14 protein-coding genes are annotated in these 13,820 nt (G+C 37.7%); 7 read left to right on the forward strand and 7 right to left on the reverse strand.

What is annotated here, in order from left to right:
- Window positions 1–68: 68 nt before the first annotated feature.
- Genes ORI89_RS02525 through ORI89_RS02535 form a run of 3 tightly spaced genes read right to left on the reverse strand, consistent with a single transcriptional unit; the run spans window position 69 to window position 2,564 of the window.
- Window positions 69–851 carry a DUF5683 domain-containing protein gene (locus ORI89_RS02525; protein WP_268228848.1) on the reverse strand — a complete coding sequence of 261 codons (783 nt, stop codon included), beginning with the start codon at window positions 849–851 and terminating at the stop codon, window positions 69–71.
- Window positions 851–1,765, reverse strand: a complete 915-nt coding sequence (locus tag ORI89_RS02530; protein WP_268228849.1) for a ParB/RepB/Spo0J family partition protein — start codon at window positions 1,763–1,765, stop codon at window positions 851–853. The genes ORI89_RS02525 and ORI89_RS02530 overlap by 1 nt, the downstream gene beginning before the upstream one ends.
- Window position 1,766: 1 nt before the next feature.
- Entirely contained in the window at window positions 1,767–2,564 is a 798-nt protein-coding gene (locus tag ORI89_RS02535; RefSeq protein ID WP_268228850.1) for a ParA family protein, read from the reverse strand.
- Window positions 2,565–2,780: 216 nt separating this feature from the next.
- Between ORI89_RS02535 and ORI89_RS02540 the strand changes: the two genes are divergently transcribed.
- Window positions 2,781–3,302, forward strand: coding sequence for an NADPH-dependent FMN reductase (locus tag ORI89_RS02540; protein WP_268228851.1), 522 nt, complete (start codon window positions 2,781–2,783; stop codon window positions 3,300–3,302).
- Here ORI89_RS02540 and ORI89_RS02545 read toward each other — a convergent pair.
- A complete protein-coding gene (locus ORI89_RS02545; RefSeq protein WP_268228852.1) occupies window positions 3,299–4,135 on the reverse strand; it encodes a UDP-2,3-diacylglucosamine diphosphatase in 837 nt (278 codons plus the stop codon). The genes ORI89_RS02540 and ORI89_RS02545 overlap by 4 nt on opposite strands.
- A gap of 93 nt (window positions 4,136–4,228) precedes the next feature.
- On the opposite strand from ORI89_RS02545, the gene ORI89_RS02550 reads away from it, so the two are divergent.
- A complete protein-coding gene (locus ORI89_RS02550; RefSeq protein ID WP_268228853.1) occupies window positions 4,229–4,948 on the forward strand; it encodes a 3-keto-disaccharide hydrolase in 720 nt (239 codons plus the stop codon).
- A gap of 54 nt (window positions 4,949–5,002) precedes the next feature.
- On the opposite strand, the gene ORI89_RS02555 is transcribed toward ORI89_RS02550, so the two are convergent.
- Window positions 5,003–6,058: a PLP-dependent cysteine synthase family protein gene (locus tag ORI89_RS02555; protein ID WP_268228854.1), complete on the reverse strand. Its 1,056-nt coding sequence runs from the start codon at window positions 6,056–6,058 to the stop codon at window positions 5,003–5,005.
- 228 nt (window positions 6,059–6,286) lie between these two features.
- On the opposite strand from ORI89_RS02555, the gene ORI89_RS02560 reads away from it, so the two are divergent.
- The 3 genes from ORI89_RS02560 to ORI89_RS02570 all read left to right on the forward strand — a co-directional run bounded on the left by ORI89_RS02560 (window position 6,287) and on the right by ORI89_RS02570 (window position 8,327).
- Window positions 6,287–6,745, forward strand: a complete 459-nt coding sequence (locus tag ORI89_RS02560) for an Lrp/AsnC family transcriptional regulator (RefSeq protein ID WP_268228855.1) — start codon at window positions 6,287–6,289, stop codon at window positions 6,743–6,745.
- Between the two features lie 274 nt (window positions 6,746–7,019).
- Entirely contained in the window at window positions 7,020–7,406 is a 387-nt protein-coding gene (locus ORI89_RS02565; RefSeq protein WP_268228856.1) for a RidA family protein, read from the forward strand.
- Between the two features lie 3 nt (window positions 7,407–7,409).
- Window positions 7,410–8,327, forward strand: a complete 918-nt coding sequence (locus ORI89_RS02570) for an EamA family transporter (RefSeq protein WP_268228857.1) — start codon at window positions 7,410–7,412, stop codon at window positions 8,325–8,327.
- A 219-nt stretch (window positions 8,328–8,546) separates the two neighbouring features.
- On the opposite strand, the gene ORI89_RS02575 is transcribed toward ORI89_RS02570, so the two are convergent.
- A complete protein-coding gene (locus ORI89_RS02575) occupies window positions 8,547–9,299 on the reverse strand; it encodes a tyrosine-protein phosphatase (protein WP_268228858.1) in 753 nt (250 codons plus the stop codon).
- Between the two features lie 177 nt (window positions 9,300–9,476).
- Between ORI89_RS02575 and recG the strand changes: the two genes are divergently transcribed.
- Both recG and ORI89_RS02585 read left to right on the forward strand, forming a co-directional pair.
- Complete coding sequence (gene recG, locus ORI89_RS02580; protein WP_268228859.1) at window positions 9,477–11,582, forward strand: ATP-dependent DNA helicase RecG; 2,106 nt, start codon at window positions 9,477–9,479, stop codon at window positions 11,580–11,582.
- Between the two features lie 123 nt (window positions 11,583–11,705).
- On the forward strand, window positions 11,706–12,125 hold the full coding sequence (locus ORI89_RS02585; protein ID WP_268228860.1) for a 6-pyruvoyl trahydropterin synthase family protein: 420 nt from the start codon (window positions 11,706–11,708) through the stop codon (window positions 12,123–12,125).
- Between the two features lie 8 nt (window positions 12,126–12,133).
- On the opposite strand, the gene ORI89_RS02590 is transcribed toward ORI89_RS02585, so the two are convergent.
- Window positions 12,134–13,618, reverse strand: coding sequence for a helix-turn-helix transcriptional regulator (locus ORI89_RS02590; protein WP_268228861.1), 1,485 nt, complete (start codon window positions 13,616–13,618; stop codon window positions 12,134–12,136).
- Between the last annotated feature and the right edge of the window lie 202 nt (window positions 13,619–13,820).

The raw sequence follows: 13,820 nt of genomic DNA on the forward strand, positions 1-13,820 counted from the left end.
ATTACGCTTATTTAACGTCAGCACAATACGCTGTTTCTATTCATTCTTAGCAACAATACTTTCAATATTTAATACAGGTTCATTGTTAGTTTTACCCCTGGGGTTACGCCGTAACCTCGCAAAAAACCGTTATTTGCATAGCCTTGTGCAGGAACAAATGTAGGACTTACCTTCATACTCATTTGCGAACCAATATCCCACCTATACTTCAACATAGAATCCACATATGCCTCGACTACGTTCAAGCCCCACCACCCTACTGTCACCAATATAGTCAGGTCTCTATTTCTTCTGGCATAATCTTTCTGCCTTACCAAGCCCTCAGTAGTCCAATTCACTAGATCAGGGTCCCTATCTCGTTCATCATCATTAGCAATTCTAATGTCCAGTTCTGTTAAAAACTTTTTATAATACCATTGCCAATAATCAAATACCAAATAGGCTCCTACAAAGCCGCCATAAATAACCGGAACCTTTACCCACCACAACCCTTTATTCGTATACTGTCCCCACCCTGGCACCATCAATGATCTCTTCCACGCTACTTTGGACAGCCACTCTATTTCTAATCGTGTTGAATCCTTTTTGATTCCTTTATAATAATATTTTTCTCTTTCCGCCTCTGCTCTTTCCCTTTCTCTTCGCTCTTTTCTCGTTTCTTTTTTAACAGTATCCTGTGCTTCTACGAGTGTATCAGTTACTGCTATTATTTTGGTAGAATCAGACTTCAATACTTTCCTTGCCAGCGTATCTGTCACCGCACTATCAATAACTTTTGTCGTATCGGTCTGTTGTGCACGCCCCACAAAAAAGAACAAAAATAAAAACAAAAATGGGAGGCTATGCCGCATTACCAATCTAATAATTCTAATATTCTACTTAAATCGTCCTCACTTTCAAAAGGTATTTCTATAGCACCTTTACCTTTACTATTCTTTAAATTCAATCGTACACGCGTAGAAAATCGAGATGCTAAATCATCTTCTATCTTTTGATATTGAAAATCCATCTGCTTACCTACTGGGTGTTTTTTAGGTTTATTTTGCTCCTGAATATTACGAACAAGAATTTCTGTCATACGGACAGACAAGCCTTTATCTATAATCTCCTGAAAAACAAACAACTGCTTATCGACCTCACCCACATTTATCAATGCTCTTGCATGCCCCATCGATACTTGTCCATCTCGAATTCCTGCTTGAATTGCTGGCGGTAATTTTAGTAAACGGAGATAATTTGTTACAGTTGACCTGTTTTTACTAACTCTTTCTCCTAATTCTTCTTGTTTTAGGTTACATTCTTCTATCATACGCTGAAAACTTAAAGCTACTTCTATTGCATTTAAATTTTCACGCTGAATATTTTCAATCAATGCCATTTCCAGCATTTGCTGGTCATTGGCAGTCCGTACATAAGCCGGTACTTCTTCTATTCCCGCAATTTTAGAGGCTCTTAACCTCCGTTCACCACTAATCAGCTGATATTCGTTTTTACTAACCTGACGGACTGTTATCGGCTGTATCAATCCCTGTAAGATGATCGATTCGGCCAATTCTTGTAATGCCTGCTCGTCAAAATCTGTACGTGGCTGAAAGGGATTAACGGCTATTTGACTAACTTTTACAAAGTTAATGCTTCCTGCCGAATTTACGTTTTCTGTCCCTCCGGGCGTCTGTTCCGGCGTATTCCGAGAAACCTGTATATCCTCATTCTGCAATAATGCTCCTAATCCCTTCCCTAAACCTGTCTTTCTTTGTAATGCCATACTATACTGTTGCTATTTGCGGACTTTCTGTCGTTAAACCATTCTTTTGCAAGATTTCTCTTGCTAAATTCAGATAATTAATTGCCCCTTTACAAGATGCATCATGCATGATAACCGAGATACCAAAACTTGGTGCCTCACTCAATCGTGTATTACGTTGAATAATCGTATCAAACACTAATTCACTAAAATGTGTACGTACTTCTTCCACAACCTGGTTTGACAGGCGCAGTCGTACATCATACATTGTCAATAAAATTCCTTCAATTTCTAAAGCTGTGTTCAATCGTGTCTGCACAATTTTTATTGTATTCAACAATTTCCCTAGCCCTTCTAGAGCAAAGTATTCACATTGCACAGGAATAATTACAGAGTCTGAAGCCGTAAGGGCATTAATTGTAATCAGCCCCAATGATGGCGAGCAATCGACAATAATAAAGTCATAATCATCTTTCACTTGCTCAATCATCCTCAACATTTTGAACTCTCGCTCATGCATATTAATCATCTCTATTTCGGCACCTACCAGGTCAATATGAGCTGGCAATAAGTCCAAATTAGGAGTATCTGTTTGCACAATAGCCTCTCTTGGATTCAAGTCATTCACTAAACACTCGTAAACACTAGACCTAATAGTCCGAGGATCGAAACCTATTCCCGAGGTTGAGTTTGCTTGTGGATCGGCGTCTACCAACAACGTCTTATGTTCTAAAACAGCTAAACTTGCCGCTAAGTTAATCGAGGTTGTTGTTTTCCCTACACCGCCTTTTTGATTAGCAATTGCTATAATTTTTCCCATGAGATTGAAATCCTTTCATTAATCTAAAAGCTAACAGCTTAAATATTTTCTCAAAATAAATCAAATTTACACATGCAAGATAAACATAATGCTTAAATGATGTTAAAATTAGTATTTTTGAAAAAAGCTCAACCTATCAACTAAAGTCGCTAAGATACAAAAAATAGCTTTATCACTTTACATAGAAAGTCGCTTTTTAACATCAGAATTTTCAGCATGAATTTAATTATATCTGGAACGAATAGAGAACATAGCAATTCATTAAAAGTAGCTCATTATTATCAAAAAAAACTACTACAACAAGGCGAGGACTGGACTATACTATCTTTAGCCACACTACCCTCCGACATCACTCAATCAGATCTTTACGGAAAAAGAAGCGAAGAATTCAAACCTATACAAAACTTAATATCAAGTGCCGAAAAGTTTATTTTTATTATACCAGAGTATAATGGCAGCTTTCCAGGAGTATTAAAAACATTTATAGATGCTTGTTCTTTTCCCTCTTCCTTCTTCCATAAGAAAGTAGCGCTAGTCGGTCTATCATCTGGTAAATACGGAAATATTAGAGGTGTCGATCATTTTACCGGTGTATGCAACTATATGCGTATGCATGTATTGCCTTTAAAAATACATATTGCAAAAATACAAGATGAAATGAACGGGGAAGGCGAGTTTAAAGACAGTTTAACAATTAAATTTATTGACGAGCAGCTTTCTGAAATCGTAGCGTTTTAGAAAACTCCTTTTATAATATTATTCAACAATTCGTCCATGTTTTTTCGAAACTGGATCTCATCTTGTGGATATTGATTTAAGACATTTCTATTTTCTTCATAATAGAACAGTTCCCATTTCCCTTCATTGTATTCCAATGCTGTTAGGTTTTCCACCCAGTCTCCAGAATTCATATAGATACACTTCCCCTTCTTACTTTCCACCGTTCTGATTTGTGGCTGATGTATGTGTCCACAGACCACATAATCATAGTTATTTTCTATCGCAAGATGCGAAGCTGTTTCCTCAAAATCAGTTATAAAGCGTATTGCCTTTTTAACAGAATTTTTTATACGTTTAGAAAGAGAATACTTTTCTCTTCCCATTTTATTCAACACCCAATTAATTATATTATTAAACTGAATAAGTCTATCATACCCCCAGCCTCCTAGTTTAGCTAGCCATTTAGTATGTTGGATTGACGCGTCAAACACATCTCCATGAAATATCCAGACCTTTTTCCCATTCAAGTTTAATAACAATCGATTTGTAAGGCTAATTTGCCCAAAACTCATCTTTCCAAACTTACGCAACATCTCATCATGGTTCCCCGTGATATACACCACCTCACAACCTTGATAAGCCATGTCAAGAATACACTTTAAAACACGCAAATGCGACTCTGGAAAATAACTTTTTCGGAACTGCCATATATCTATAATATCGCCATTCAGAATAAGTTTTTTAGGTTCTATCGAAGAAAGATACTTCAATAATTCAATTGAACGACATCCATATGTACCCAAATGAACATCTGAGATCACAACAACCTCTACCTTACGCCTTTCTTTCATTACTCAAAGAAACTGATACACTATTACGTATTTATTACCCAGAGGTCAATAAATTATAAATTTTTTCTACTTTAGCAGATCAACTGACTTCGCATGAAACACATACTATATATTACTTTTTTCTTAATTGCCACCGCTTGCCAGCGTCCCACGAAACAACCAAACACCCTCACAGCACAAGAAAAGGCTGAAGGCTGGCAACTCTTATTTGACGGAGAAACACTTCAAGGTTGGCATATATACAACAAGGGTAATATCGACTCCAAATGGACTGTCAACGACGGCGAGTTAACCTGTGACCCTCATAAAAAATCGGGGATATTTGGCGATTTAACCACCGACAGCGTCTATCAAAACTTCGAATTAGAGCTCGAGTGGAAAGTTTTCAAAGGTGGAAATAGTGGTGTTTTTATCAACGTAAACGAACACGACAATTATGCGGCAGCATTTGCTACAGGTTTAGAAATGCAACTTCTTGACAATGACAATGCAGAGCATAGGCATAAAATAGACTCCACCCACTGGGCCGGCTGTTTATATGCTGTAGATTGTCTTTCTCAAAACTCTGCCCCTAGAACCTACAATAATTGGAATCACAGCCGAATCATTCAACAGAATGGAAAGGTCAGCTTCTGGTTAAATGGCAAACCCACTTTTGAAAAACAAACCGACACGGAGGAATTTAAAATGATGATCGCTAAAAGCCCCATGAAAGCTTACCCCGACTTTGGTAAACTCCAGCTTGGTCGCATTGCCTTACAAAACCACACCGACTCTGTTTCCTTTCGCAACATCAAAATAAAAAGGTTATAAATAATTTCGGCGAATTTTGATCCGCCGAAATTATAGTTTAATATTTGTTTTTTATTAAATCAATGGCTGCTTCAAACGGCTTATCGGATGAAACCCACTGAAGTCAACATCGGTTGATAGGTACAAATCTCTTATTGGCTCTTCACAAACAAGATCTGTACTCAAATATTTTTTATTATCATCACACAATAGCGTGACGACCACCGCATCATCTCCCATTTGTTCTTTCAGTTTTATTGCCCCGATCACGTTGGCCCCTGAAGAAATACCTACCGCTAACCCTAACTGCTTAGCCAGTTTTTGCGCCATCAATATCGAATCTCCATCCGATGCTTGTACCACCTCATCCAGTTGATCCAATTTTACAATAGCCGGAATGAACTCGTCTGAAATACCTTGAATCCGATGAGCTCCTACTTTATATCCTGTCGTTAACGTTGGGCTTTCTGCCGGCTCTAAAGGGTGCACTTTGGTGGCCGGGTTAATAGTTCTCAAATATTTCCCCACACCCATCACCGTTCCTCCTGTCCCCACTCCGGCTACAAAAGCGTCTACATTTTTCCCTATTGAGTCCATTTGAAGTACAATTTCCCTTCCTGTTGTCAATTCATGAGCTTCTGCGTTATATTCATTCTCAAATTGGCATGGCAAAAACACCCCTCCTTTTTTCGCTAGGTCTTCGCTTAAACGTATACTTCCTAAAAAGCCACCTTCCTCTTTACTGACTAATTGTATATCAGCCCCCATACTCTTAATAATATCTATACGCTCTTTACTTAGCCAATTAGGCATAATAATCTTCACTTGGTGCCCCAAAGCTTTTCCTATCGCGGAGAATGCTATACCTGTATTTCCGCTTGTCGCTTCCACAATCATGTCTGCGGGGCGTATTGCACAATTCATATAAGCTTTGTACAAAATATACAAAGCCATACGATCCTTAATACTCCCTGTAAGATTGTAATTCTCACACTTCACATAAATAACTCCTGGTCTCCCTTTATAGGTATACTGAAGCTCCAACATTGGTGTATTTCCAACCAAACACCATAAGTGTTTAAACTTGCTCTCCAACTCCGGAGATAGACATGCACTTAAAACTTGCTCCATAACTCTTAATATTACTGCAATAATCACTATTTACAATAAAATATTCAACACAAACACTATAAAACAAAAATAATAGCCGTTTAAATAAAAAATTCAGTTATTTTTACAAAAACAGATATAATAATTTGATAAAAACGGAAAAAGATCACACCCGCAAAACCAGTACTCCAAACAATATATATTCATATCCAATAATTTAAGATAGCGGCACTAAACAATTCAATTGCGATGAAACTAGATAGCACAGATCATAAACTTCTCAAAATATTACAGACAGATGCTTCCTTAAGCAACAAAGAAATGTCTTATCAGCTTGGCAAATCTATAGCAGCTATACATGAACGCATAAAAAAATTAAAAGCTAATGGATTCATTAAAAAAACTGTTGCTATTCTCGATCGTAAGAAAGTAGGTATTGACCTAATTTCTTTCTCTCAGGTCTTTCTAAAAGCACATACAGCAGAAGTTTTAGGAGATTTTGAACGTGAAGTCATTAAATTTCCTGAAGTTATGGAATGCTACCAGATGGCTGGGTCGTATGATTTTATGTTACGCATTGCAACAAAAGATATGGAAGCATACCATATGTTTTTACGCCACAAACTAGCTGTTTTACCTCAAGTTAATACTGTTCAAACATATTTTGTACTATCAGAAGCCAAAAGCGAGACTGCCTATCCACTTTAATACGTGTATCAAACCTCTGACAGAATAACAGACCTGCATGCGTCATTGATTATTGTTTTTCATCCTTTGTTTGACTTTATAAAATATGCATTGTAAATTCGTCTAATGAAAGAAAAAGACACAGCATCAAATATTTCAAAATCATCACGTTTTAATAAAAAAGCAATGATTTTAATGAATATAACCGCTATAACTATATTTATATTAGCGATTATTTATAAAATCTGGTTTTCGAAGTAGTATTTTCATCATAAAAAGAATTAATTTTTCACATATGTCCCAAAAACAAATTTTGAACACTCCTCATGCACCAGCGGCTATCGGTCCTTACAATCAAGCTATTTTAGCTGGCAATACATTATATGTTTCGGGTCAAATCCCTTTAATTCCATCCAGCATGGAGCTGGTTACTACAGGGGTGGCCGATGAAACTCACCAAGTTTTAAAAAACATTTCTGCCATCTTAGAAAATGCTGGTTATACTTTTACCGATGTTGTAAAAGTTTCTATTTTCATTAGTGATATGCAAGACTTCGGAGTCATCAACGATATTTACGCACAGTATTTCACCGAAAACCAGCCTGCCCGCGAATGTGTTGCCGTAAAAACTTTACCTCGTAACGTCAATGTAGAGATGTCCGTCATTGCTTGGAAAGCTTAATCAATGCCTGACACAACACAGCTTACAACAAGCCGCCGGAACCATTTTTTTGCGGCTTTTTTAGCTCCCGTCATTTGGGGCTTTATGATTTTACCATTCCGCTGGCTACAAGCCTGGGATGCAGCTGATATTCTCAACTACCGCGTTTTATCAGCCACGGTCATATCTTGGCTTATCATTCTATTCTTTCGTCGGGGTGATCTCCATCATGACGTTAAAAAATTTAAAAGTCTACCTTCTAAAAATCGAAAGCATATCATTTGGCTAACAATCAGTGCCTCGTTTCTTTTGGTCAGCAATTGGTATACCTACATCTACGCCGTAAATAGCATTAGCATACAGTCGGCAGCTTTTGCTTACATGATTTGCCCATTAATAACCACTTTAGGAGCATTTTTCCTTCTAAGAGAACAGTTATCTCGAACACAATGGGTCGCTTTATTTTTAGCTCTGGGCAGTGTCATTCTACTTTCGCAAGGCTCCATCTATCATGTTCTCTGGTCCGTATTAATCGCGACCTTATATGCTTTTTACATTATCACCCAAAGGGTGACTCAGGGCTTCAGCAAACTAAATCTCCTAGCTTTCCAACTTCTGTTTTGTAGTTTAACGATTCTTCCTATTATGCTGTACCAAGAACGCAGCATCCCTACCGATGTTTTTTTCTGGGTCATCATAACATTAGTGGGCACTATATTTACGATTGCCCCTCTGTTTTTAAGCATGTATTCTTTAACAAGAATTTCCTCCAGCACCGCTGGAGTTTTATTATATGCAAACCCTATTATTGCTTTTCTACTTGGTGTCTTCATTTTCAAAGAAAGCGTAAGCGGTTATCAATATTTTGCCTATGGTCTCCTTTTAGTTGCTATCATCCTTTTCAACAGTCCTGCTTTAAAAAGCTTGAAAAAAGCTTTTTAAAGCGCATATACATCCCACAATAATCAAACTGTAGCTCTACGGCTACAGCTCTATCATCTTATCGTCAGAATGAAGTCTGTTTCTTTAAAATCATTTGCACAATGTTCGCAATACACTTATATTTGTGGTATCATAATTTAGGTTTATAATTGGTTAGTAAAAGGTTTTCATTCTCCCCGTTTGAAAACCTTTTTTTATGATTAAGCCGCTATTGCTTAATTAAAACGCAGTAGCATTTCTTATCGGATTATTCTTTAATAAATCTTTTACATCATAGCGTTCCAGCAGCTTCTTTATCGCATTTAAATGTCTTTCATGGTGCATATCCGTCCCTACAAAATCATACATTCTTTCTTTTATAAGTTTGTGCGCTGTATCCTTTACGCGCTCTCCATAATACCCGGATATAGCTAAAATATTCAATTGTAATAAGCAGCCTGCTTCCTTTATTGCTTTATACATTTCGAAGTTTCCATGGTAATAGTTATAACGTTCCGGGTGTGCTAAAACAGGATAGTAACCCTCGCTTTGCAAGCTATAAATAACTTCCATAAGCATATTAGATTCCGCCAAATAAGACATTTCTATCAACACATAATTATTGGGCATGAGGCACAAAGCTTTCTTATCCAAAACCTGTAAAAGTCCATCATCTATCATATATTCGGCCGAGCACTTCAAGTCAAATTCAATATTCGAAGCAAGCAGTTCCTTTCTCAACTTTTCTGTAGTCTCCATTATCTCTTCCTTCGAGTTATCATACACTCCAAAAATAACGTGTGGTGTCGTTATACATTTATGTATACCTAAATCTTTCAAGCCCTTGATTAACAAGAGAGAATCTTGTATCGTTTTAGCGCCATCATCTATTCCCGGGAGGAGATGGCTATGCATATCCCAAGTTAACCACTCTAACTTACCTGCTGAGCTTAACTCCTTTTTTTCTCCGAAAAGTTTAGTCCACAATGACATACTTTATACTATTAGCGATGTTTTTTACCAAAAGCCTTATCTCCTTAAAAGTCAATAATAATAATAATTTTTTGACACTGTCGCAACACCACCTCTTACTTCCTTTTGAACATATTGCATGCGCAATGCTATTATTAGTCCTCTAAAATATTTATTAAATTAGCCATTCGATATTTTATGGCTACTTTATCAGCAATCACTCCTATTGAATACCTTAAAGGTGTAGGCCCACAAAAGGCAGATGTACTCAAAAAAGAGCTACAGGTCTTTACCATCGGTGATCTGCTTGAATATTATCCTTTTCGCTACATCGACCGCACACAATTCAATAAGATCAAAGACCTCCATCCTGACCTGATAGGTGCCCAGGTTTTGGGGCGTCTTACCGGCCTGCAAGAAGTAGGCGAAAAGCGTGCAAAGCGACTAGTCGGGCAATTCAAAGACGAAACAGGCATACTAGAACTCGTCTGGTTCCAAAGTATTGCGTGGTTAAAAAAGAGTCTAAAAGTCGGTTCTGTCTATATTGCTTACGGAAAACCCAATGAGTTTAAAGGGCAGCTTTCCATCACCCATCCTGAAATGGATTTGTACAATGCGCAGGAAAAACGTATCGGAAACTTAACTATGCAGCCGGTTTACTCTTCTACCGAGAAGCTAAAAAAATTCAATTTAGACAGTAAAGGAATACAACGTTTGCAGGAAACGGCTTTAGAAACCATTTACCGCACATTACAAGAAACCCTCCCCCCTTATATCCTTGAACAACAGCAGCTCATGAGCTATCAAAAAGCCATGCTGTCCATACATTTCCCAGAGCATATCAACGACTTAAACGCCGCTATAAAACGGCTTAAATTTGAAGAGCTTTTCTTCATCCAAATGCGGCTACTACGCAACAAACAATTAAACACTTTAAAATACAAAGGACACCGTTTTGGTCAAGTAGGCGATCGTTTTAATACATTTTTTAACGAACAGCTTCCATTTCCGCTCACTAATGCACAAAAGCGTGTCATCCGTGAGATACGCTCTGACACTAACACAGGTGCTCAAATGAACCGTCTCGTTCAGGGAGATGTTGGTTCCGGAAAAACGGTAGTCGCCTTAATGTCAATGCTTCTAGCCATAGACAATGGTTATCAAGCATGTATGATGGCACCTACAGAAATACTTGCCCAACAACACTTTGCTGGTATTTCAGACCTTCTCGGCACCGGATTATGTAATGTGAAGCTCCTTACAGGCTCAACATCTACTAAAGATCGTCGCATCATACACAAGGAGCTTGAGGAAGGTTCTCTTGATATTTTAATCGGCACCCATGCATTAATAGAAGACAAAGTACAATTCAAAAATATAGGCTTCGTTGTTATCGACGAACAACATCGCTTTGGTGTAGAGCAAAGAGCTAAGCTTTGGCGCAAAAATGTCATCCCCCCTCATATGCTCGTCATGACGGCCACCCCCATCCCCCGTACATTAGCCATGACACTTTACGGCGACCTTGACATATCTGTTATTGACGAGCTTCCTGCTGGTAGGAAGCCTATAAAAACGGTTCATTTTTTTGAAAACCAGCGGCTTCGGGTATTTGGCTTTATGCGTGATGAAATTTCAAAAGGCCGACAAGTATATGTTGTTTATCCACTGATAAAAGAAAGTGAAAAAATGGATCTTCTTTATCTAGAAGCAGGCCTTGAAAACCTACAAAAAGAATTTCCGCTACCTCAATATCATATCAGCATCGTTCATGGAAAAATGTCTGTCAAAGACAAAGACTTTGAAATGCAACGATTTGTAAAAGGCGAAACTCAAATTATGGTCGCTACTACTGTTATTGAAGTTGGCGTTAATGTCCCTAATGCCTCTGTTATGATTATTGAAAACTCCGAGCGTTTTGGTCTATCTCAGCTCCATCAGCTTCGAGGTCGAGTTGGTCGGGGCGCTGAGCAGTCTTACTGTATACTTATGTCGGGCAACAAACTCAGCAAAGAAGGCAAAACTCGCCTACAGACCATGGTTCGCACATCAGATGGTTTTGAGATAGCCGAAGTAGACCTACAATTACGCGGCCCAGGCGATATCTCTGGCACTCAGCAATCGGGCGTATTGGATATGAAAATAGCCAACCTCGCAACTGATCAAGCTCTGTTAGCTCAGGCTCGAGAATTGGTCATCAAAATTTTCAAAGAAGATCCACACCTTACCCTTGAAAAAAACCAGCTTCTGCTCACCCAAATCAACCAACAGACTCCAGGAATTTCTTGGGATAAAATATCTTAATATATATTATCCCTATTCGCATCTATATTGCTTTTCGGTCGTTGGTCTTCATATTTTTCCAGGCATAGATATTTCATTTAATAAATTTTATTATGCCACAGGGTATACTTATTTTTGTTATATATGATAATTGCTGAAAGATACCATGATATTTCGTGCGGACACCGTGTTGTTGGCCATGAGGGTAAATGTCGTTTTTTACATGGGCATAACTACCGCATCCACTTTACTGTTTCTTCAGCATCACTAGATGATGTTGGTCGTGTAGTAGATTTTTCTGTTATTAAATCACAGCTTTGTGAGTGGCTAGAAGAAAACTTCGATCATAAATTTTTAATATGGGAGAAAGACGAACTGCTTGATCAGTTACGTACACTTACTCCCGAAAGTCTAGTTGTTGTACCTTTTAATCCGACTGCGGAAAATATAGCAAAATATTTAGTAGAGGTAATTGGTCCTGCACAACTCAAAGACTACCCTGTTGAGCTCATTTCCTGTAAAGTGGAGGAAACAGCGAAGTGTTCGGCTAGCTATCGCCTATAACGACTGATTCACATACTTAAAAACCAATCGGTAAAGTCTATATCACTCGGTAAGTTTAATTTCCGCCGGATTCTATATTTTCTATTTTCTACCGATCGTATAGAGTCTCCCCGATAGTATGCTACTTCTTTTGTCGTATATCCCAATTTTGTGTAAGCACAAACTTCAAGTTCTGCCAGGTTTAATGGTGTTTCACTTTTCTCATCCAAGCATCCCGCAAAATCTACAAAACACTCCTTAAACTTTTTTATAAATAGTGGATCATTACTTTCTGCCAACTTTTTCAAATAATTAATGTCTTCTATCGTCACCACATGAGCCTCTACTATTTTTTCTTTCTTATCAATTGGCCCCTCTCCTTCATCTCTTTCTTTTTGTTGCTCCGCTTCAGCTTGCACTAATTCGACTGTGCCCTCCTCGTTTGCTAAAGCTATTTTTGAGCGCTTCGTATTATAATGTACATATACAGATGCTCCCAACAAACCTCCTACTAATAATACCGTCAAAATCGCAAAGATAATCACTCCATTCCCTCCATATTTAAACATGCTATTTGTCACCTCATAATAGCTATTTTCTGTAAAGGTTATTTTGATGAGATCTTTTACATTAAGTTTCTTTTTAGAATCCTGATAATACGCTTGATATTTAGCTGCGGCATCGGGGGCCCCTTGCTTTGTTTTTAGCAACATCAAATGATAATACGATAATGCTTTATAATATTCATCATCATGTTTATGCGCCAACGACAATGTATAGCGCAACCATTTTTCCACATCGTCGTAAGACTTTAGCTCTATCAGAAAGTTAATATACTTAAATAACAAATAGTAATCATCTTCCCGTACTTCGTCATGGTCTATGTGCGAGACTCCATATAAAAACCTTTCATTGGCCTGCTCAATTTTGTTAGATAAAGAGAACGTCATTGCGTGACTAACGACGCCTACGAGCTTTGTTCTTTTAAATTCTTCAACATCTTCCTCTATCAATGTATGGTGTCTATATGCGCTAGCATACCACAGCATTTGGTCGGTTATCGAAGTTTTTAACCCTGCAATAGAAGCGTCTATTAAACACAGATAAAAAAACTTATTGTTATTATCTGGCAACCTGGAGGCAAGCCTTGACGCCTCTTCTAAAACCTGGATCAGATCATTTTCTAATCCTGTTTGGTGAAAAATATAACTATCAATAGCCACAAACTCTTTTATTTTTCCATCATAAACCAGCGTCTTGGCCAGTGCTGTTCGAAATTTTTGAGATTTTAATAAACCTCTATTCCTCCCGACATCAAACAATAAGTCAAACGTTTCCTCCTCCATTTGTCCTGACGATGGTAACAAAGTATCTGTTATATTAAAATTCGCCTCTTCTTGTCCAATAGAGTCCAGGTTATATATATAGTTTTCATATGCCTTCACTTCATTTATAGAACAAAATGAAACATAGACCAGTAACTGTAAAAGATATCCGGTAAATAATAAATTCATTTCAAGGTAGAGCAAAACTTGCCAAACACTCTGCATATCACCCTCGTAATAAATACAAAAGTGTACGTTAACATCTGACAAAAAAGTTTAAAATTACCTACATGATATCTGTAGGCTTACATCAATGATTGATCACAATAAAAATAATAAATAAAACCATTAAACATATCGAAATGCGATAAAAAACATTACTTCCACAGGC

Origin of the sequence: Sphingobacterium sp. UT-1RO-CII-1 (assembly GCF_026711005.1) — a bacterium.
Lineage (GTDB): Bacteria > Bacteroidota > Bacteroidia > Sphingobacteriales > Sphingobacteriaceae > Sphingobacterium.

Excerpts from the sequence above, each read along its gene's own strand:
- ORI89_RS02575 (WP_268228858.1), bottom strand. The coding sequence starts at position 9,299 with ATGTCATTGTGGACTAAACTTTTCGGAGAAAAAAAGGAGTTAAGCTCA.
- ORI89_RS02590 (WP_268228861.1), bottom strand. The coding sequence starts at position 13,618 with ATGAATTTATTATTTACCGGATATCTTTTACAGTTACTGGTCTATGTT.
- ORI89_RS02530 (WP_268228849.1), bottom strand. The coding sequence starts at position 1,765 with ATGGCATTACAAAGAAAGACAGGTTTAGGGAAGGGATTAGGAGCATTA.
- ORI89_RS02560 (WP_268228855.1), top strand. The coding sequence starts at position 6,287 with ATGAAACTAGATAGCACAGATCATAAACTTCTCAAAATATTACAGACA.
- ORI89_RS02550 (WP_268228853.1), top strand. The coding sequence starts at position 4,229 with ATGAAACACATACTATATATTACTTTTTTCTTAATTGCCACCGCTTGC.
- ORI89_RS02545 (WP_268228852.1), bottom strand. The coding sequence starts at position 4,135 with ATGAAAGAAAGGCGTAAGGTAGAGGTTGTTGTGATCTCAGATGTTCAT.
- ORI89_RS02535 (WP_268228850.1), bottom strand. The coding sequence starts at position 2,564 with ATGGGAAAAATTATAGCAATTGCTAATCAAAAAGGCGGTGTAGGGAAA.
- recG (WP_268228859.1), top strand. The coding sequence starts at position 9,477 with ATGGCTACTTTATCAGCAATCACTCCTATTGAATACCTTAAAGGTGTA.
- ORI89_RS02540 (WP_268228851.1), top strand. The coding sequence starts at position 2,781 with ATGAATTTAATTATATCTGGAACGAATAGAGAACATAGCAATTCATTA.
- ORI89_RS02525 (WP_268228848.1), bottom strand. The coding sequence starts at position 851 with ATGCGGCATAGCCTCCCATTTTTGTTTTTATTTTTGTTCTTTTTTGTG.
- ORI89_RS02565 (WP_268228856.1), top strand. The coding sequence starts at position 7,020 with ATGTCCCAAAAACAAATTTTGAACACTCCTCATGCACCAGCGGCTATC.
- ORI89_RS02570 (WP_268228857.1), top strand. The coding sequence starts at position 7,410 with ATGCCTGACACAACACAGCTTACAACAAGCCGCCGGAACCATTTTTTT.
- ORI89_RS02555 (WP_268228854.1), bottom strand. The coding sequence starts at position 6,058 with ATGGAGCAAGTTTTAAGTGCATGTCTATCTCCGGAGTTGGAGAGCAAG.
- ORI89_RS02585 (WP_268228860.1), top strand. The coding sequence starts at position 11,706 with ATGATAATTGCTGAAAGATACCATGATATTTCGTGCGGACACCGTGTT.